Below are 20,878 nucleotides of genomic sequence, written 5' to 3'. Positions count from 1 at the left end.
AATCAGGTTGTATGTCAAGCGCGAAAAGCCGCTGGAAGCGTATTCCGGCGGCACGTTAGAGTAACAGCAGGTTTCAGAAATTTGTTGCGTTAACGATTTATTTCAACGTTGACATCAGGGCGTAGTCGATACTCTCCGCATCGAGCGCTTTTCGGATACGCGGACTGTCTTCGAACACAACGACAATTTCTTTTTTATCCAGTGATTCGTCATCCTCTACCCATTTCCAATCTTCAGCGGTAGCATCTAGTACGTTCAGCACGCTGGCCAGTTTGGCCGGGTCGCGCTCTTTGCTGATCAGCTCGTTGGTGTTGGTAAAGTAGAGAACAACTCGCCTATCCTCCAGCCATTGCAAATCATTCAAGGCATCATTCAGCGCTTCGAGCGTGAAGGAGAAGTTTGGAATCTCGAGTAAATCGGCCATCTCTTCGTAGAATTGACGAAGGGTGAGCGCGTGTTTTCCGTCTACATTGGCAATGAAATCCTGGGCATAGTGAACTTCGAGTTCGCGTTCCGACTGGCAGATAAGGAAGTTAGGTGTCATGTGTTTTATGAAAATGATTCAGCTGAGTAGACGAGAAAAGATGTTTCCACGTGAAACTGAAAATCAAGCAGTTATAATCGTATGTAACCAGTTTGAACCTGGTTACTTAAGCGTTTTTGGGTAGATGGTACCTGCAAAAGTACAATTTGCCGAAACAAAAAACCCTCCTGTCAGGAGGGTTTTAGCGTAAAATCAGTTCAGCGAAAAGAGAGGAATCCGGGCCGCCACCATGTTATGAAACATCAACTCAGTAATCATAGGTGTCATATATTTTATGAGCGGAAACTCCGAAATGGATTCCATCACTTCCAGTTCCGAATCGGCTTTGAAAATACACCATAGCTTGTGGCGATCAACCGAAAGCGAATAGGACAACAGAAATCCCTTTTCCATCAATTCCTCCACCTTGAGCCGTTGGGCAGGTATGCGGTTCTCGAACCCTTCATCCAGCACGGTCGGAAGATCAAATTCAACCATATATTGGCTCATAGGCATTATTGTTAGGTAACAGCCGGACCTTACCGATTTCCGGTTACTAGCAAATTAACGATGTTTAATTCATCTTCGTTAATCGAGTGCGGAAAATTTGGATACAATTTCGCTGTTACATCAGCGCCCATCTGCCGAAATACGGCCTCAGATTCCAGAACCCGCTTTTTCGGTACGTGTGAATCCTGATCGCTACAGCCCAGAAAAATGGGGGTGTTACCAAACGATCCTTCGTAAGGGCGAGGGGTTCCATCAGGACCAATCAATCCACCGCTCAGGCCAAACACGCCCCCGTATTCGGCGGCATGACGGGCCACGAATTCAAGCATCAGACAGGCTCCCTGCGAGAAGCCCAGCCAGTAAATTTGGGGCAGCTTAAAATTGAAATCAGCTTGCAGCCGAGCGCGTAGACTAGCCAATACCTCCAGGGCCGACGACAGGTACGGCTCATTTTCGGCCATGGGGCGCAGGAAGGATTGCGGATACCAGGTGTTGCCCTGGGCTTCGGGCGCGATGAAGGCAAAATCTTTATCCTGGATATACGTCGAAAGAGACAATATATCCCTTGCCGAAGCACCGCGGCCATGAACCATTATCATGACTTTGGTTGCTTCCTCAAGTGACTTGCCGGCCGTATGGATGTTGTTCGGATTGTGTATCATGCTGAAGAGAGTATGACAGGATTAACAAGATTAACAGGAACTAGTCCGAAAATGAGTCCCTGATAATCCTGTCGACTAATTAGTAATCAATAGCAACTTAGCACCTGCCTAGCGCAAAACAATTTCAGGTAAGGCTTTCTCCAAACTTGCCCGACGGGTCTCGTACTGAGCAGGGAGTTTCAACGTCGTTCCCAGTTCGGCAACCGACTCATCAATGGCAAAGCCCGGTGGATTCGTCGCCACTTCAAACAGAATGCCGCCTGGTTCCCGAAAGTAAATGCTGTTAAAATAATTACGATCCTGCACGGGCGTTACATTGTATCCGCTTTCAGCTAACTTTTCCTGAATGATGGCCTGTGTCTCGTCTGAATCGGTTGAGAACGCAACGTGGTGAACCGAACCGGCACCTTGTAATGCATGAACATCTTTGGGTGAATACAGCACGTCAACAAAATTGCCGGAACCGCCCAACCCCGCTTTGAACCGGAACCGGCCTTCCTCCTCTCCTACCAGCGTGTGCTGCATCGTTTCGGTCAGGAGTTTGATCGTCCGGTCCGGATTCAATTCGTTTAACGTAACCGTATGGAAACCACGAACGGCATACTCCGCCGGAATACGTCCATTGTCCCAACCCGGCCGCTGATCCTCATCCGTAAAGACAAGTTCAATACCCATGCCGTCAAAATCCTCGAAGCGTACAAACGTTTCCGAAAACCGTTTATAGGGTCCTGCATACGGAACATTGCGCTCGTGGAGCCGATCCATCCAAAAACTCAGCGACGCCAGCGGTGCCGAGAAAGCGGTGTAGGTTAACTGCCCAACCCCCTTCCGGCCGCGAGGTAATTGACCGTACGGAAAGAACGTCAGAATCGTACCGGGCGAACCGGTTTCGTTCCCGTAGTACAAATGATAGACATCGGGCGCATCGAAGTTGACCGTTTTTTTGACCAACCGAAGCCCCAGAATATCCGTGTAATAATCGACGTTCCGTTGTGTATCACTGGCCAGCGTTGTGACGTGATGTAAGCCGTTTATGAGCGTTTCCATACAATTTATAAGAGTTTATTGGTTGAAAAGGTTTAAATGTTTATGTATTTAATGTATATACATTTAAATAGAAGAAAACGTTCAATAAAAAAAGCGTCTGGCCATATAGCCGAGACGCTTTTTTTTTCTGGTACTAACTGTGCTAATTGTCTGTTCCGATGAACTGGATAGCCAGCTTATCTATTCCGTCAGGAACGGATAATCAGCCTGCATGTAAACATCTTTGTACGCTTCTTCGGCAGGCGGATACGGCGACTCTTCGGCAAACTTAACTGACTCGTCAACAATCCCTTTTATCTTCTGATCGATAGCCGCCAGATCCTCTTCAGTAGCAAATCCTTTTTCCAGGATGGCTGCTTTTACCTGTTCAATTGGGTCACGAAGTTTGTATTTTTCAACTTCGTCTTTCTGGCGATATTTCTGCGGATCGGACATGGAATGACCCCGGTACCGATACGTGCGAAATTCCAGGAAGGTTGGGCCTTCGCCGGCACGGGCCCGCTCGGCAGCGCGGCTTACGGCCTCGTGAACGGCTTCAACGCTCATCGCGTCGACGGGTTCCGCAGGCATATCGTAGGCTTCGGCCAGGGTGTATAATTCGGTTACGTTCGACGTACGCTCAACAGACGTTCCCATGGCATAACCGTTGTTTTCGACAACAAAGATGACGGGTATTTTCCAGAGCATCGCCATGTTGAAGGCTTCGTGTAACGCGCCCTGACGCACGGCCCCATCACCCATAAAGGTGATACACAGGTTACCTGTTTTGTTGTATTTCTCTGTAAAGGCAATGCCCGCCCCCATTGGGATCTGGGCACCAACGATACCATGTCCGCCAACGAAATTGACGGATTTATCGAAGATGTGCATAGAGCCGCCTTTGCCTTTGGACGAACCCGTTTGTTTGCCGAACAGCTCGGCCATAATTGCTTTCGGATCAGAACCCAGCGCAAGTGGTATACCGTGGTCACGATAGGCCGTGATCCATTTATCGTCTTTCGTCAGGGCTGTATATGAACCGGATGAACAGGCTTCCTGACCGATATATAAGTGACAGAATCCACGGATTTTCTGTTGACCGTAAAGTTGCCCGGCTTTCTCTTCAAACTTCCGTTGCAGCTGCATGGATTCATACCAATACATATACCGCTCTTTGGGATGCTGTACTTTCGTGGCAACGGCCGACTGGGCTTCCGAAGCCTTACCATTCTGTTTGGGGTTCTCTTTGACGCTTGCCATGAGGAATGTGTTCGATAAAATGAGCTGTCGCTGGCGCTCTGCCGTTACGCTGGGCAGCCGGTGCGGGACAACCGGCCGGGGGCTGTTTACCTAACAAACCGACCGTATCTTTGTTGCCAAGTTTGTTGCCCGATTATGTATAGTAACCAATTGGGTAATAAACTCCCGCGAAATTAAGCATTATCGCGTTACACCCTACACCTATGCACCTCGAAAAGCTTAGCCTGACCAATTTTAAGAATTATGAAGATGCCCTGTACACCTTTGGGCAGCAGGTGAATGTAATTGTAGGGCCCAATGGCAGCGGTAAAACAAACTTGCTGGATGCTGTCTATTTTCTGTCACTGAGCAAAAGCGCTTTCCAGGCACAAGATGCACTGAGCATTTTACACGATGCCGACTATTTTATCATTGATGGCATTTTTGAGGAGCATGACGACCGGGACGATCATTCAGGTCGGAACCATCCAGGCAGGGTACAGATTACGATTAGTTTGCAGCGTGGCCAGCGAAAAGTGTTAATGGCGGATAAAAAACCGTACGAGCGAATGAGCGAGCACATTGGCCGGTTCCCGGTGGTGCTGGTGGCCCCCAACGATACCGATCTGGTCCGGGAACATAGCGAAGATCGTCGGCATTTTTTCGATGGTGTGCTTTCCCAACTTGATCCGAACTACCTGCGCGATTACCTGATGTACCAGCAGGTGCTTAAACAACGAAACAGCCTGCTCAAGCTTTTTGCCGAACCTGACCGCCAGGTTGATAATGATCTGCTGGATACATACGACGGGCCGCTCCTGGAACTGGGTCAAAAAATATACGAACGTCGTAAACAATTTATTGACGAGTTTCTGCCCAACTTTCGGATTCATTACGCCTTTCTGAGCGACGAGCGCGAAGAGGTGAACATTGTCTATGAATCGGAAATGAGCGACCCGAATTTTGCCAGTGAATTTCGGCACTTTCGTCGGCGCGATACCGTATTGCAACGAACCACGATGGGCATTCATAAAGACGACTATTCGTTCATGATCGGTGGAAGCAACGGTCAGCCACCCGTGCCGCTGAAAAAGTTTGGCTCCCAGGGGCAACAGAAGACGTTTGTCATTGCGCTCAAACTGGCCCAGTTCGATCAGTTGCAGACGGAAAAAGGAATAAAGCCCATTTTGCTGCTAGACGATATTTTTGACAAACTGGATGACCGGCGTATTGGCAAGCTGATTCAGCAAATGGACGAAGGTATGTTTGGTCAGCTTTTCATTACCGATGCCCGCCCCGAACGCACCCGCGAATTACTGACTAATGTAAAAGCTGACGTTCGATTCTTCGAAGTAGGAACCAACTGATACAACTGTATCGAAAAACTCCGATCGATAGTATAAATATATATACTTGAAAAGCCCGATGTCCGTCTAGGTTCGTCGGGCTTTTGCGTTGGTTCACGCCCTTATTCCAGCCGTTCATCACTTAATTAAAAATAGGTTGGAAACCGAGAACTATATTTGAGTTTCCGAAGTTCATCAAGCAAAAGTACTATTCATTGATGAAGGAAAGGATTCTTGAGGAGGCCGAACGGCTATTTTGGAAATATGGTATTCGCTCGGTAACGATGGAGGATATTGCTCGTAAACTTGGCATATCCAAGAAGACCATTTATCAGCACTTTTCGGATAAAGAGCAGATACTGTATCAGGTAATTGAGAATAAAATCGGTAGAGATCAGTTTGCTATGGAGTGTATGGTCGTTGACACCACCAATCCGGTTGAGGAACTTCTCAGCGTGCTGGGCATGATGCAGAAAAATGCGGATCAGGTTAGTCCGAATCTGATCATCGACATAAAACGATACTATCCCCAGGCGTTCGCCATTTTCAGGAAGTATAAAGAAGAACAGATAATGAAGTCTATTCTTGAAAATATACAAAAAGGTGTTGCGGAAGGGCTTTACCGCTCGGACATAAATCCAACCATTTTAGCCCGTCTCCGGGTCGAACAGGTCGAGCTAGCTTTCGATGACGACATCTTCCCGACAGACCAGTATTCAATGCATACCATTCAGTCAGAATTAACGCATCACTTCGTACGCGGCATGCTTACTGAAGAAGGATTCACCATTTACAATCAGTTTTTGACCAAAGGAGTACAACCAATTATTTATGAAAACAAATAGTATACTTTTTATTGCAGCACTCTGGATGCCTGTTGTCTGGCTGGGAACGGGAGCGTCAGCTCAAGTGCCTACACAGCCTTCGGTTGGGCAGCAACCCACGGGCGCTGCGGCAAGCGGTCAGCAGCCAGGAGCGCAGCAAGCGGCCGGTACAGGCGCTATCGTTGCTCAACCGGGCACAACACCCGGTACGGGCACGTCTATTCCTTCACAGCCGGGGATTAATTCGACGGGCGGAACGCCATCAATTAGCCCCTCAGAAGGACCGGTAAACCTTCAGCCCAATGTTATTACCTCATTCAACTCGGGTTTGGGGCTGGCACCAACGGGATTAAAACCTTCAGGTCAAACGGGAAACGGACAAGCCTTCACGCTACAGGAAGCCATTGATTTTGCGCTACAGAAGAACGTTAATGTGCGCAATGGTCAGCTGGATGCTGTGAGTGCTGAAGCCCGTATTCGGGAAGTCAAAGCGTCGGGGCTGCCCCAAGTAGCCGCCAGCGCGTCACTAACCGACAACCTGATTATTCAGCGGGCTTTTTTGCCAGCGGTATTTTTTAATCCGAATGCTTCTCCTGATGCACCGGCGGTGCCAGTTCAGTTTGGGGTTGCTTACTCAAGTAATGCCTCCGTCAACCTGAACCAGGTTATTTACAGCGCCAGTCTGAATGTTGGCTTGCGGGCGGCCGCTACCTATCGGGAACTGGCTCAACGCAACCTGCAATCAACCAAAGTGACCGTAGCTGAGCAGGTCGCTAAGGCTTATTATGGCGTGCTGGTAGCGGTGGAGCGGGCTAAATTGCTCGATTATAACATTGGTCGGCTCGATACGCTGCTGAACGAAACGGGAGCGCTGAATCGGCAGGGTTTCGTTGAGAAACTTGATGTGCAACGGTTGGAAGTACAGGCAAATAATCTGCGCGCTGAGCGGCAGAATGTTCAGAACCTGATTGAGCTAAGTTACACGCTGTTGAAGTTTCAGATGGGTCTGGGGGTCAACGACGAAATTACGCTGTCGGAGCGGCTGCTGGACCGAAGCGCAGATGATCTACGGCCCCTGATTTCACCGGACCCCACGTTTCAGTACCAAAGCCGGATTGAATATTCGACTCTGGAGACGCAGATTAAACTGGCCGAGCAAGATATTGAATTAACACAGAAGGGCTATTTACCATCAGCATCCGGGTTTGCTAATTACGGGTATAACAGCGGCCGAAACGCATTCAGCCAACTTGTAACAGATCCCTGGTTCAATTTCGCGACGATTGGCATAAGCTTGCAGGTACCCATATTCGACGGTTTTCAGAAGCGCAACCAGATTGCTCAGAAGCGGATTACCCTGCAAAAGGCACAGAATAATGGCGAATTGCTCCGGAACTCCATTGATCTGCAAATTCGTCAGTCGAGCATTACCCTCAAAAATAGTCTGCAAACGCTCCAGACCCAGCAGCGCAACCGCGATCTGGCCCAGGAGATTGTACGGGTAACGCAAATCAAGTACAAAGAAGGTGTTGGTTCCAGCATCGAAGTACTCAATGCTGAGGCCTCTTACCGCGAAGCCCAAACCAACTATTTTTCATCCTTGTATGATTTCTTAATCACAAAAGTTGATCAGGACAGGTCGCTCGGTCGGCTCTACGTGGGAAACTAAAAACTTTAACATACGCAGTAACATGAAAGTATATTACGCAATTGCCCTGGTAAGCCTATTAACGGCTTGTTCGCAGGAGAAAAACCGGACTGCGTCAGATGCACAAGGTAAACGGGAAGAACTAACCGCCCTAAAGGCACAACAAACCGAACTGACAACGAAAATCAAAACGCTGGAAGCGGATCTGGCCAAGCTTGAGCCAAAGAATCAGGAAAACGAGCGGGTAAAAGATGTATCGGTGTCTCCCCTATCGGCCTCTACGTTCAAACATTTCGTTGAGTTGCAGGGTACGATCGACGCGAAAAATAACGTACAGGTATCGCCCAAATCGGGTGGGGTTGTTACAACGGTTTTTGTCAAAGAAGGCGATCAGGTACGGGCCGGTCAGGCGATTGCAAAAGTTGATGATCAGCTTCTACGGGAGTCGATGGCGGAACTGAAAACGCAGCTATCGCTTGTCAATACAATTTACGAAAAGCAGGCATCTCTGTGGAAACAGCAGATCGGAACAGAAATTCAGTATTTGCAGGCTAAGAACAACAAAGAGTCACTGGAGCGCCGGATGTCTACGCTTAATGCGCAGTTGAGTCAGTCGACGGTAACGGCACCCATTTCGGGAGTTGTTGATCAGGTGATGGTAAAAATCGGGCAGTCGGCGGCACCGGGTATGCCACTCGTCCGGATTGTTAATCTGTCGCAGCTTAAAGTGGTTGCGAAAGTATCTGATACGTACTCGGGTAGTGTTCGGAAAGGTGACCTAGTGCTGATTGAATTTCCAGATTTGAAAAAGACGCTGAACTCGCATATTTCATTTGTGGCCACCACTGTTGATCCGCTGAGCCGGACGTTCACGATCGAGGCTCCTCTCCCATCCGACAATGCACTGAAGCCGAATATGCTGGCTCGTATTAAAATCAATGACGAAACGAAAGCCAATGCGATTGTGATCAACCAGAATCTGATCCAGAGCACGGAGAATGGACAGTTGGTGTATGTGGCCGTAAATGAAGGCGGCAAAAAGGTAGCAAAAGCGCGGACCGTAAAAACGGGTCAGTCGTATGGCGGTCAGATCGCCGTTACGCAGGGTTTGCAGGCGGGTGACCAGATTGTTACGGCTGGCTATCAGGATTTGGTTGACGGACAGGCAATTAATTATTAGTAGAGACGCAACCCTTTGCGTCTTAATCTTAATTCGCAACCCTTTGCGTCTCCTTTCCGGATGGCCTAGCTGATGCGAATCAGAGCGAGTTGAATCAGGGGCAAGGGATTGTGAATTGAAATCAGAATCAGACGCAAGGGGTTGCGGATTAGGATTAAGACGCAAAGGGTTGCGTCTCTACAGGTGACTAACAAATCTTACTTATGAAATTTGAACAGTACAAAACCCTCGGATTCACCAACTGGTGCGTTGAGAACCGAACGGCGATTTACATCTTCACCTTCCTGATTACACTGGGTGGGCTGTTCGTGTACAATAACCTGCCTAAAGAGCAGTTTCCGGACATTAAGGTGCCGCAGGTGTATATCAACACCGTTTACGTGGGTACTGCGCCGGCCGATATCGAGAATACGATCAATAAGCAGATCGAGAAGCAACTAAAGTCCATCTCGGGCGTAAAACGCATCAAATCGAATGCGTTGCAGGATGTGTCGGTTATTTTGGTTGAGTTTAACCCCGATGTGCAGTCGTCGGATGCGTTACAACGCGTTCGGGACGCCATTGATAAAGCGAAGCCGGATCTGCCGCAAGAGCTTGATTCAGGCCCAACTGCGCAGGACGTCGACTTTTCCGAAATGCCGATCATGAACGTGAATATGGCCGGTAACTTTTCGCTGAAACAACTGAAAGAGTATGCCGAAGATCTGCAGGATGTGATCGAGGGAATGCCCGAAATCCGCCGGGTCGATATTATCGGCGCGCTGGAACGCGAAATTCAGATCAATGTCGATCTGCCGCGTATGCAGTCGGCGGGACTAGCTTTCTCGGATATTCAGCAGGCTATTCAGGGCGAAAACATCAACGTATCAGGTGGTGAATTACCGATTGACGGTGTTCGTCGTACCGTGCGGGTGAAAGGGGAATTTACGGACGTTGCACAGCTTCGAAACCTGCAGATTCGCACAGCTACGGGCGCCACCGTTAAGCTGGGCGATATTGCCGACGTAAGCGACAATTTTGAAGAACAACAGAATTTTGCCCGGTTGAACAACAAATCGGTGGTTACCCTGAACGTTATCAAACGGGCTGGTGCCAACCTGATCTCGGCCGCTGACCGCATCGAAAAAACCATCGAAGAATACAAGGAAACTCGTTTTCCGGCAGGTCTGGATATTAAAATTACGGCTGACCAATCGGAACGGACGCGCGAGAACGTCAATGACCTGATCAACACCGTTGTGCTCGGTTTCATTTTCGTCGTACTGGTGCTCATGTTCTTCATGGGGGTTCGCGACGCTATCTTCGTCGGTTTGTCGGTGCCTCTGTCTGCCCTGGTTGCGTTTGTACTCATGCCCGTATTAGGACCCATTGTGGGTGCATCGTTTACCCTGAATACGATGGTACTTTTCGCCTTCCTGCTCGGTCTGGGTCTCGTTGTCGATGATGCCATTGTGGTTATTGAAAACTCCCACCGACTCTTCAATGAGAACAAGGACTGGGATATCAAGCAGGCGGTAAAAGCGGCTGCCGGTGAGGTATTCGTACCGGTATTGTCGGGTACGCTGACAACCATTGCGCCATTCTTTCCTCTTTTGTTCTGGCCGGGTATTGTGGGTGAGTTCATGAAGTTTTTGCCCCTGACGCTCATCCTGACGCTGTTTGCTTCGCTATTCGTTGCTTACGTGATCAACCCGGTTTTTGCCGTCACGTTCATGAAACGGCACGAAGATGATCACCACGAAGACAAACAAAGCTTCCAGGAAATCAAACGACCACTTATGATCATGACTGTGTTAGCGGGTGTTGGCTATGTCATTGACCGGGGCATCGGTAATTTGTTCGTCCTGTTCATCATTCTGTACGTGTTTAATCACTATGTGCTGACACCCAGACTGATTGTGCCTTTTCAGGAACGGATGTTGCCTGCGCTCAAAAACGGGTATCGTCGGCTGATCTCGTGGATACTAACCGGATGGCGGCCTGTGCTGGCGATCGTTGGCGCTTTTGGATTGTTAATCCTGACGTTCATTATTACGGGCATTGCCAAGCCGAAAGTCCTCTTCTTCCCAAGCGGTGAACCGGACTACATCTACGTGTACAACGTAATGCCTATTGGTACCGATGCCCGCGTAACCGATTCGGTGACCAGAGTTATCGAGAAGCGGGTATTTAAGGTACTGGCCGATAACAAAGCAACGGACATTGTAAACTCAGTTATTTCCAACGTTGGTAAAAACGCGGGCGATCCGATGAATCCTGACCGCTCGGCCACGCCACAGAAATCGAAAGTTACGATTGCGTTCAAGCCGAATGAAGAGCGTCATGGTATTTCAACCGATTCACTATTGAGTAAAGTTCGGGTGGCCGTGAGCGGCTTACCGGGTAGCGAGCTTTCGGTAGAACGCGAATCGAACGGACCACCAACGGGTAAACCCATTGCGATTGAAATTGCGGGCGAAGAATTCGATGAACTCAAAAAGCTGGAAAAGGAGGTTCGCCAGAAAATTTCGCAGGCTGGTATCAAAGGCATCGACCAATTGAAGTCGGATCTGATCACTAACAAGCCTGAAATTGTTATCGACATCGATCGGGAGAAAGCCGAGCGGGAAGGTATTTCATCCGGTCAGGTCGCTATGGCCATCCGGACCGCTCTGTTTGGTACGGAAGTGTCTAAATTCCGGGATGCCAAAGATGAATACCCAATCATGGTTCGTCTGAAACCCGATGATCGGAGTCAGATTGACCGGTTGCTGAGCCTAAACGTAGTGTACCGGGATATGGTTATGGGCGGGCAACTGCGGCAGGTTCCGATTACATCGGTTACTAACATCAGCTACTCGACAACCTTCAGCCAGATCAACCGGAAAAACCAGGAACGACTCGTTACGTTGAGTTCGGACGTAGTGCCCGGCTACAATGCCAATGAGATCGTAGCCCAGATTCAGAATGTCATCAAGGAAATTGAGGTGCCGAACGGTTATACACTCAAAATGGGTGGCGAGCAGGAAGACCAGCAGGAATCGATGAACTTCCTCGTATCGGCCTTTGGTATCGCTATGCTGCTGATCTATCTGATCATGGCCACGCAATTTAACTCGGTAGTGAAGCCGCTGATCATTTTCGTTACGATCCTGTTCTCACTCATCGGCGTATTGCTTGGGTTCGTTGTCTTTCACAAAGACTTCTCGGTCATTATGTCGGGGGTTGGTATTATTGCCCTGGCCGGTATTGTGGTGAAAAACGGGATTCTGCTGATCGAATTCATTGAAGAATTACGAGGACGGGGTGTTCCATTGCGTGAGGCCATTATCGAAGCGGGTGGTATTCGGTTAACGCCTGTATTGCTGACTGCTTCGGCAGCCGTGCTGGGCCTGATTCCGCTGGCCCTGGGCATTACCGTCGACTTTGTTGGGTTGTTCCGTAATTTCGATCCGCACGTAATCGTCGGTGGTGACAGTTCGGTATTCTGGAACATTCTTGCCTGGACAATCATTTTCGGGCTAACCTTCTCAACCGTCCTGACGCTCGTTATCGTGCCCTGTATGTACTGGATTAACGAACGCATTCGGATGAAGTGGTTCGGGAAGAAAGATCCCGCCCTCGAACGTAAAGAAGAATTAGAAGAGGAATTAGTATAATTTTTGTTGAAGAGTGAAGGAGTGAACGAGCGGGAGTTAAACGCATCAGCCGCTCGTTCACTCTTTCGCTTTTTACGTATGAATCGGACTACCCTAATTTTCATTCTCCCCGCTATTCTGCTGCTGATCGACTGGTATGTTTTTCAGGCGGTGAAAACACTTAGCCGGTCGGCCACAGAAAGTACACAGCGTATAATCGCTATTGCCTTCTGGGGCTTTTCCGCGATCTCGCTGCTGGTGTACATCGTTATGCAACTACTCCCCCCTGACTCCATTAGCCGGACTACCCGTACGTTTCTGTGGGCCTTTATCGCTATTCCCTATTTTTCGAAGGTCTTTGCCGTGCTGGTTATCCTGATCGATGATATTGGCCGCTTTTTTCGGTGGGTAGTTTCGCTTTTCTACAAGCCCGAAGTTCGCGAAGCCGTTCAGGATACAACCCGTGAAACCATGCCCGCTACAGATACCATTACCCGCTCCGATTTTCTGATGAAAACCGCTTTGGTCATAGGTGCCGTTCCGCTGGTAGGGTTCAGCTGGGGTATTCTGTCGGGGGCGCATGACTACCGCATTCGGCGTGTTAAGTTACCGCTAAAGAACCTGCCTTCCGGTTTTAACGGGATGACTATTGCCCAGATTTCGGATATCCATTCGGGCAGCTTCTTCAATAAAACGGCGGTAAAAGGTGGCGTCGACATGCTCCTCGGCCAGAAACCCGATATGGTGTTTTTTACCGGTGATCTGGTCAACAGCCATGCCGATGAAGTGAACAGCTATATCGATATATTCAATAAAGTAAAAGCGCCTTTGGGTGTTTACTCGACCCTGGGTAATCACGACTATGGCAAGTATGTGCAGTGGCCGAGCGCCCAGGCCGAGCGTCAGAACGTACTGAATGTGATAGCTGCCCACAAGCAAATGGGCTGGAACATCATGCTGGACGAAAATAAGATTCTGGAGCAGAACGGCGATAAAATTGCGCTGATCGGCGTTCAGAATCTCGGTTTTGGACCAGCTGCCTTGCGGGCGGGTAATCTGGCAAAAGCCTACAAAGGCACCGAAGAATACCCGGTTAAACTACTATTGTCTCACGATCCTACGCACTGGGATGCCGAAGTTCGGCCGAACTATTCGGACATCGACGTTCAGTTTAGCGGTCATACACATGGCGCTCAATTCGGCGTCGATCTTGGCGATGTGAAATGGAGCCCGGCTCAGTATTTCTACAAGCAGTGGGCGGGATTGTACCAGGAAGGTGACCAGCGCTTGTATGTGAACCGTGGGTACGGCTACATAGGCTATCCGGGCCGGGTCGGAATTTTGCCGGAGATCACAATTTTCGAACTGGTTCAGGCCTGATCGGCTAACCAATTGCGTACCCATGCAGTTACACTGATTGATAAATCATCACATACGCTATGAAAATCGTCTTTATTACCGGGTTATCCTTTTTCATGTCGCTGTTTTCGTATCTGAAATCAGCACAGCCCCAGGAAACAGCCATTCCACTTTGCCACACGACAGATTCGCCGGGGAACGACATGTCGGCAATGGCTGCTGATCCTGCTTTCCAACGCCTTCACGAAGCTCCCCTACCCTTTACCTACACGGGTGCGGGCGAGATGGTCAAATTCTCGACGCCGGATGGTCAGCCAGCCAGCGGATTTCTGTTAAAAGCCTCGAAGCCATCGAACAAGTGGCTCCTGGTTTATCAGGAATGGTGGGGCCTGAACGATAATATCAAGAAACAGTCAGAAACGTTTTACAACGATCTCAAAGACGTAAATGTATTGGCGCTTGATATGTACGACGGCAAAGTGGCTACCGAGCCAGCCGAAGCAGGTAAACTGATGCAGTCAGCCAGCAAAGACCGGCTTATGAGTATCCAGAAAGGAGCCATTGCCTACGCAGGCCCTAAAGCTGAGTTTGCCAGTGTTGGCTGGTGTTTTGGGGGTATGTTGTCCCTTCAGTCGGCCATGCTGGAAGGCAAACAGGCGAAGGGTTGCGTGATGTACTACGGTCGTCCAGAGCAGGACATCGAAAAACTGAAGACGCTTGATACCGATGTAATTGGATTCTTTGGTAGTCAGGATAAAGGCATCACGCCGGAGTCGGTCAAGACGTTCGAAGAAAACATGGGCAAAGCTGGTAAAAAGGTAACGGTAAAAATGTATGACGCTGGTCATGGTTTTGCTAACCCGAGCAACCCCGTTTACAACAAAGAAGCCGCTGCCGACGCTTACAAACTGGCCCTGGCTTATCTGAAGAACAAGCTGAAAGCATAGCAGAAACGTACCAGTTTTTACCGGTTATAGGACAAATGGCTGATAGATGCAACATGCATCTATCAGCCATTTTTGGGTATCAGCCGATTGGGTTCTTAATAAAACTTTAACCGGTATTTGCTCGTTTTAATTAAACATTACGGCCCGTGATCTGTCTAACCAACAAATCGGTTGAAAACCGGCTATAGCCGCGAAAATGACAGAGTTGAGTGAAAGACCATCCGGGCTTGCTAAGCTATCAGGTTCCGCCAGATTTTCTTTCTTTATCTGGGGCGAGCCTAGCAAGTACAGGTTTGGTGATATCCGTCGCTGGTGAGTAAAGGTTGAGTGTGTGAGATTGGTTAGTGGCCTTTCTCGATAAAACGTAGTGAGTTAATGCATCAATCGTAAAAAACGGAAATCATGAAAACGATAAAAGGTTTGCCCTTTCTGATGGCTGGTTTGTTAGTTGTACTAATGACTAGCTGTGGACCTTCTTATGTAAGTACGGGTGGTTATGGCTATAACAACGGCTATTACGGAGCACGCCCTTACTATGGTTACGGATACAGGCCATACGGTTATTACAGACCCCCTGTGATTGTTAATCCTCCAGTTGTTGTTCGGCCCCGCTACTATTCGCCGGCACCCCGCTATTATGGCGGGAGCCCCCGGGGTGGCTATAATGGTGGTCGCAGCGGAGGTGGTGGCTTCAGCGGTGGTGGACGCTCCCGTGGACCAAGATAAACGCATAAATAGTTGAAAACAGAAAGGGCAATATCATTTAAAGATGATATTGCCCTTTCTGTTTTCAGGAACGTAGACGCCCGTTAGGCGGGCCAGCTAAAAGGCTTGCCGATATGAATGGAATAATCGCCGGAGTCAATAAGCGGTTTATCGTCTGTCTGTAAATTATACAGATAGATCCAGCAATCAGTCGTATCTCCATTAAATTGAACCGGAACGATCGCTCTGATGTACTCTGTCGGCTGTTCGAACTGATCACCTACGCCCTCATAGTAATCGAGGTAGGTGAGAATGGCTTCTTTCTGGTTACTGATATCGAAAACCGATCCATGTACGTGGGTCGCACTATCGGCTTGGTAAACAGCACCTGGGTAGCTGCCCATATCGAACGACTGTCCTGTAAATGAGCCTTCTCCCACGTAGCGGCCCCGTTGGCGCAGGTATTGAGAAAATGTATTGTCGAAAGGAGGACGGAGGGTTCCGTAAACGATCAGAAAGTCAGGATTGTATGTCATTTAATAAAAAATGGACGGCCACGCGACGAAAGTAGGGTATTTGGCGTTAGATAAGAAATGCACGGGTTATGAAACGGACAAAAATCATTCTACTGATGGCGGCATCGCTGGTGCTGATCAACGTGCCGCTGGAAACGATGGCGTCTAAAACCCCAACGGAGCAAACGGCGATTGGGCGCAAGCGAAAAGGGTATAAACCCAAGCGCGGAGGACTCTTCAATACCGGCCTTTTTCGCAAGAAAAACGGGTGTGGCTGTCCGAATCATTAAGCAATTGTTAAGAAATTGTACTAATATCATAACCAGGCCCTTTAGTGGGCCTTTTTTTGTTAAATTACTTGTAAAAATCTGTGTTTCAGCGTAAAAATTCGTACCTTTGCGGCTTGAAATATCTGAGCCGCTCCAACAAACTGGTAGAATTTATTTGATTTTTCATGATTTTCATGATTGCTCACAATAGGGTTCAGACAGATACAATCAAATCATGAAAATCAAACGAATCAGGTTGGGCCTGGTTCAGACAACATCTGTATGCAATCAATTCGCAATATAGCAATCATCGCTCACGTTGACCACGGCAAAACGACCCTGGTTGACAAGATTATTCACGCGTCCAAACTGTTTCGGGATAACCAGGAATTTGGTGACCTGATTCTGGACAACAATGACCTCGAACGTGAACGGGGTATCACAATCGTTTCCAAAAACGTATCGGTACGTTACAAGGATGTTAAAATCAACATCATCGATACACCGGGTCACAGTGACTTTGGCGGTGAAGTTGAGCGGGTTCTGAAAATGGCCGATGGCGTTTGTTTGCTGGTTGATGCCTTTGAAGGGGCCATGCCACAAACTCGTTTCGTATTAGGCAAAGCCCTGCAACTGGGTCTGAAGCCAATCGTTATCGTAAACAAAGTCGACAAGGAAAACTGCCGTCCTGACGAAGTACACGAGCAAGTTTTCGATCTGATGTTCAATCTTGGCGCTACGGAAGACCAATTGGATTTCCCAACCGTTTATGGTTCGTCGAAACAGGGCTGGATGGGTCCGGATTGGAAAACCCCAACCGATAACATCACGTATCTGCTCGACACGATCGTTGCCAACATTCCACCAGCCCCCATGAACGAAGGTCTGCCACAAATGCAGATCACGTCGTTGGATTATTCAGCCTTCGTAGGCCGGATCGCTATCGGACGGGTACACCGCGGAACGCTGAAAGAAGGAGCTAACATGGCCCTTATAAAAGCGGATGGTTCAGTTAAAAAAGTTAAAATCAAAGAGTTACAGACTTTCGAAGGCCTCGGCAAACTGAAAGTAGGTGAAGTGGCATGTGGCGATATCTGCGCGGTTACAGGTCTTGAAGAATTCGAGATTGGTGATACGCTGACCGACGCTGACCAACCCGAAGCACTGGCCCGCATCTCGGTGGATGAGCCAACCATGAATATGTTGTTCACGATTAACAACTCGCCTTTCTTTGGTAAAGAAGGTAAGTTCGTTACGTCGCGCCACCTGCGTGAGCGGCTCTACAAAGAAATTGAAAAGAATCTGGCGTTACGTGTAGAAACGACCGATAGCGAAGACCGATTCCTGGTTTATGGTCGGGGTATTCTTCACTTGTCCGTTCTGATCGAAACCATGCGTCGTGAAGGGTATGAACTGCAGGTTGGTCAGCCACAGGTATTGTACAAAGAAGACGATAACGGGCATAAACTGGAGCCTATCGAAACCCTCGTGGTTGACGTTCCGGAAGAAACAGCCGGTAAGGTTATTGAGTTAGCCACCCAGCGTAAGGGTGAATTGCTGATCATGGAACCGAAAGGCGATCTGCAACACCTGGAGTTCGATATCCCATCGCGCGGTCTGATCGGCCTGCGGTCAAATGTACTGACGGCAACCTTCGGGGAAGCGGTTATGAGCCACCGGTTCAAAGAATACCAGGAATACAAAGGACCAATTCCGGAACGGATCAATGGTTCATTAATTTCGATGACCAGCGGTTCAGCTACGGCTTACTCGATCGATAAACTTCAGGATCGTGGATCGTTCTTTATCGAACCCGGCGACGAAATTTATACGGGTCAGGTAATTGGTGAGCACAACCGTCAGAATGACATTGTTGTTAACGTAATAACAGCGAAGCAATTGACGAACATGCGGGCTTCGGGTTCGGATAACAACGTAAAAATTGCGCCTAAGATCTCGTTCTCTCTCGAAGAGAATATGGAGTACATCCAGAAGGACGAATACCTGGAAGTAACGCCTAAGTCGATGCGGATTCGTAAAATTTATCTTGACGAAAACGAGCGTAAACGCAATCAGAGCAAATTCGCAATGGCTTAATTCGCGAATAGCGGACAAGTCTTTTTCGATAACAAACGAAGCCCCGCTTGAGCAATCAGGCGGGGCTTTGTTTGTTGGTAAACTAGTTTACTCTTCAGAATGTAAAGTACTTATCTGTTCGGAAAGCAAAAGCAGGCAACGATTTGAACTGAAATGTGGTGGCCGGTTTTGCAGAGGTTTCAAGGGCTGTTTGTGTCGGCTTGGTATCCACAAAAGCAGAATGCCGATGAACATGGTAATAACCAGCTACAAACAGCGAACCGCCGATAACTGATAGTGCAATTTTTTTCATAGTGTATTGAGTAGAATTCATAAATGATGTGTCTACAACTGCTAATAACTGATGTTGAATAAATTTGTTTCAAAAAGAGACGCCTATTCTGAAACAAAGTCGATTGTAGATTCTGTGCTCATCCCGTTGAATATCAGCGCCAAAAAGAGGTTTTTGCACGTCAACGACTTGCCGTTTGTAACTAACTGACAGCAAAAAGGCGTTTGTCGATGGCTTACCGACCCGCAAAGCTAGGCCCGGATTGAGCATTAATCCACCCTTTAGTTCGTAACCGGTAGAACTTTTGTTAAGCCAGGTGAAGCCATAACCAGCATCGGCGATGGCCAGTACACGAACATTTCGGTAAGGATTTCGGGCTAAATCGAAACGTAGTCCGGCCCCAACGGGCATAACCAGCGCGGCTTTATACCAGTCAATACCCACCAGGCCACCAACAGCTAACCGTCGGCTTACCTGAACACCATTGAAGGTCTGCGCTGTAAAGCTCAGTTTGTTTTCGACAAGCTGGGCCGCCGATGACCCGGAAGCTACCCGACCGAACAGCCCGCCCACTTCCGTATAGTTGACGTACGTGAGCGGATGAGAACCGGATTGAGCCCGGACGTTCCCGAAAACGAACAGGCTTACAAGCAACAAATAAAGTGGCTTCATACTGATGCTTAGTAATAGGATGGACGACTGATCGGGATATGACTCAACGGGCGCAGCTGACGCGGGTTACTGGCGTCGAACTGATAGAAACCATCTTTACCAATTAGGAGTAACGATTTTTCCAGTGGAATGACGTCATACGCATTTAAATTCTCGATGTGCTGCAATTCGTTGACATTCATAGCATCGGCCACGTCGAGCGATTTAAGGCCGTAGACACCCTCGCAAATGAACAAGTTGGGGTATGAAACGCCCAGCCCGTGCGGGTTGCGCATTGGGTAACTCTTGAGCAGGCGTGGATTCGTCAGGTCGGAGACATCAACGACATCAAGTTGGTTAGTAAATCCACCGCACTGATTACCTGAACGTAGCGTTACGTAGGCCAGGTTCTCATGCACCACAACTGGGTCGCATACACGCGCATGCTGAAACACCGATAAACGCTGGGGTTTTTCCGGGTTGGCGTTGTCGTAAATGAACATACCCGTCTGCGAACCAATGAATAGCTTGTCTTTGTACGGAAAAATCGTCTCAATGCCCCAGCCCATTTGTATGGCGTTACCAACTTTTGGCTGAGCCGGGTTTTTAATGTCAAACAGTTGCATCGTCGACTGATTGACCGTGTAGAGGTAATCGCTGTAGAGCGCAAAGCGGGCCATTGACCCCGCCACTCCATTTGTCGTTGAGCTTCCGGATGCTTTGTCGGACCCCGCTGAACTTGCCTGCGCGTTGAAGAATGTATTCGTTACCCAGCCTCCCCTGTTTGGATTAACGCCTTCTTCACAATTGGTATCAGTTGTTTCGGTTACGTAGCTGACTTTCTGGTCGTAGACCATCTGATTTGCGTTGTCAAAACTCCACCAGCCGCCCTCAAATGAGCCGTTTGGAAATACGTTCTGCACCCGGTTGATGGCCTGTATAGAGGATGGATTACTGATGTCAAATGTCACCAGGTCCATGTAGCTATCGGCATATAAGATATTATTGCGGATAGCCATATCCCCATTGCCCGGAATGCGAACAAAAGCAACGGGTGTCGGGGCCGACGGATTACGATTATCAATAATGTGAATTCCTTCTTTCAACTCATTGATGAACAGGTACTGGTCTTTGGTGTAAATCTTACCTGGATTTACCAAGGCCTGGGGCGGCACAACTTGAATGCCCTGCCTGAGTTGACTGGCCGTAAAGGAAACCGGAGAGTATCGCCGGTAGGTTCGGATTTCCTGGCAGTTGTCGGTGCAACCCGCCAGCGATAAAAACGGGAGCGTGAAGAAAAGTAGTAGACGGTTCGATTTCATAGACACGATGTGATAGGGTTTGTGATTAAGAGTCTGTACACCGTGAAAGCGTTGTAAATCAGTACAAAAAATTGCCCGGCTGTCCTGATTACGGCCGGGCAATGTTGATCTTACACAAAAAGTTAGCAATTATTACCGTTGGTGCGAATCTCCGGAAGCGGTGAACC

19 protein-coding genes are annotated in these 20,878 nt (G+C 48.6%); 10 read left to right on the top strand and 9 right to left on the bottom strand.

From position 1 onward, the window contains the following. Positions 1-97: 97 nt before the first annotated feature. The 5 genes from ACYU87_RS17385 to pdhA form a co-directional block, all read right to left on the bottom strand. Entirely contained in the window at positions 98-544 is a 447-nt protein-coding gene (locus ACYU87_RS17385; protein ID WP_461135349.1) for a barstar family protein, read from the bottom strand. Between the two features lie 192 nt (positions 545-736). After that, positions 737-1,033: a muconolactone Delta-isomerase family protein gene (locus ACYU87_RS17380; protein WP_046578409.1), complete on the bottom strand. Its 297-nt coding sequence runs from the start codon at positions 1,031-1,033 to the stop codon at positions 737-739. 29 nt (positions 1,034-1,062) lie between these two features. Next, positions 1,063-1,695: an alpha/beta hydrolase gene (locus ACYU87_RS17375; protein ID WP_461135348.1), complete on the bottom strand. Its 633-nt coding sequence runs from the start codon at positions 1,693-1,695 to the stop codon at positions 1,063-1,065. Positions 1,696-1,803: 108 nt separating this feature from the next. After that, complete coding sequence (locus ACYU87_RS17370; RefSeq protein WP_461135347.1) at positions 1,804-2,742, bottom strand: ring-cleaving dioxygenase; 939 nt, start codon at positions 2,740-2,742, stop codon at positions 1,804-1,806. Positions 2,743-2,922: 180 nt separating this feature from the next. Further along, positions 2,923-3,981, bottom strand: a complete 1,059-nt coding sequence (gene pdhA / locus ACYU87_RS17365; protein WP_461135346.1) for a pyruvate dehydrogenase (acetyl-transferring) E1 component subunit alpha — start codon at positions 3,979-3,981, stop codon at positions 2,923-2,925. 203 nt (positions 3,982-4,184) lie between these two features. On the opposite strand from pdhA, the gene recF reads away from it, so the two are divergent. The 8 genes from recF (at position 4,185) to ACYU87_RS17325 (ending at position 15,607) form a co-directional block, all read left to right on the top strand. After that, positions 4,185-5,327 carry a DNA replication/repair protein RecF gene (recF, locus tag ACYU87_RS17360; protein WP_461135345.1) on the top strand — a complete coding sequence of 381 codons (1,143 nt, stop codon included), beginning with the start codon at positions 4,185-4,187 and terminating at the stop codon, positions 5,325-5,327. A gap of 197 nt (positions 5,328-5,524) precedes the next feature. Then, complete coding sequence (locus ACYU87_RS17355) at positions 5,525-6,151, top strand: TetR/AcrR family transcriptional regulator (protein ID WP_461135344.1); 627 nt, start codon at positions 5,525-5,527, stop codon at positions 6,149-6,151. Then, a complete protein-coding gene (locus ACYU87_RS17350; protein WP_461135343.1) occupies positions 6,138-7,799 on the top strand; it encodes a TolC family protein in 1,662 nt (553 codons plus the stop codon). Before ACYU87_RS17355 ends, ACYU87_RS17350 begins: the two co-directional genes overlap by 14 nt. A 22-nt stretch (positions 7,800-7,821) precedes the next feature. After that, positions 7,822-8,958, top strand: coding sequence for an efflux RND transporter periplasmic adaptor subunit (locus tag ACYU87_RS17345; RefSeq protein WP_461135342.1), 1,137 nt, complete (start codon positions 7,822-7,824; stop codon positions 8,956-8,958). Between the two features lie 203 nt (positions 8,959-9,161). Further along, entirely contained in the window at positions 9,162-12,596 is a 3,435-nt protein-coding gene (locus ACYU87_RS17340; RefSeq protein ID WP_461135341.1) for an efflux RND transporter permease subunit, read from the top strand. A gap of 78 nt (positions 12,597-12,674) precedes the next feature. Continuing rightward, a complete protein-coding gene (locus ACYU87_RS17335) occupies positions 12,675-13,955 on the top strand; it encodes a metallophosphoesterase (protein ID WP_461135340.1) in 1,281 nt (426 codons plus the stop codon). 59 nt (positions 13,956-14,014) lie between these two features. Continuing rightward, entirely contained in the window at positions 14,015-14,881 is an 867-nt protein-coding gene (locus ACYU87_RS17330; RefSeq protein ID WP_461135339.1) for a dienelactone hydrolase family protein, read from the top strand. A 402-nt stretch (positions 14,882-15,283) separates the two neighbouring features. Next, the gene (locus ACYU87_RS17325) at positions 15,284-15,607 is read left to right on the top strand and encodes a hypothetical protein (RefSeq protein ID WP_461135338.1); all 324 of its coding nucleotides are present in this window, start codon (positions 15,284-15,286) and stop codon (positions 15,605-15,607) included. Between the two features lie 83 nt (positions 15,608-15,690). Here ACYU87_RS17325 and ACYU87_RS17320 read toward each other — a convergent pair whose 3' ends face one another. Continuing rightward, entirely contained in the window at positions 15,691-16,122 is a 432-nt protein-coding gene (locus ACYU87_RS17320; RefSeq protein WP_461135337.1) for a gamma-glutamylcyclotransferase family protein, read from the bottom strand. Positions 16,123-16,190: 68 nt separating this feature from the next. On the opposite strand from ACYU87_RS17320, the gene ACYU87_RS17315 reads away from it, so the two are divergent. Next, the gene (locus ACYU87_RS17315; RefSeq protein WP_461135336.1) at positions 16,191-16,391 is read left to right on the top strand and encodes a hypothetical protein; all 201 of its coding nucleotides are present in this window, start codon (positions 16,191-16,193) and stop codon (positions 16,389-16,391) included. A 261-nt stretch (positions 16,392-16,652) separates the two neighbouring features. Continuing rightward, positions 16,653-18,467, top strand: a complete 1,815-nt coding sequence (gene typA, locus ACYU87_RS17310; protein WP_461135335.1) for a translational GTPase TypA — start codon at positions 16,653-16,655, stop codon at positions 18,465-18,467. A 94-nt stretch (positions 18,468-18,561) separates the two neighbouring features. Here typA and ACYU87_RS17305 read toward each other — a convergent pair whose 3' ends face one another. From ACYU87_RS17305 to ACYU87_RS17295, 3 genes are all read right to left on the bottom strand, one after another. After that, positions 18,562-18,759 carry a hypothetical protein gene (locus ACYU87_RS17305; RefSeq protein ID WP_461135334.1) on the bottom strand — a complete coding sequence of 66 codons (198 nt, stop codon included), beginning with the start codon at positions 18,757-18,759 and terminating at the stop codon, positions 18,562-18,564. A gap of 69 nt (positions 18,760-18,828) precedes the next feature. Continuing rightward, positions 18,829-19,410 (bottom strand): hypothetical protein, encoded by a 582-nt coding sequence (locus ACYU87_RS17300; protein ID WP_461135333.1) that lies wholly within the window; start codon positions 19,408-19,410, stop codon positions 18,829-18,831. 8 nt (positions 19,411-19,418) lie between these two features. Then, positions 19,419-20,711, bottom strand: coding sequence for an LVIVD repeat-containing protein (locus ACYU87_RS17295; RefSeq protein ID WP_461135332.1), 1,293 nt, complete (start codon positions 20,709-20,711; stop codon positions 19,419-19,421). Between the last annotated feature and the right edge of the window lie 167 nt (positions 20,712-20,878).

This window comes from Spirosoma lituiforme (assembly GCF_054776635.1).
This window is presented reverse-complemented; position numbering and strand designations above follow the sequence as displayed.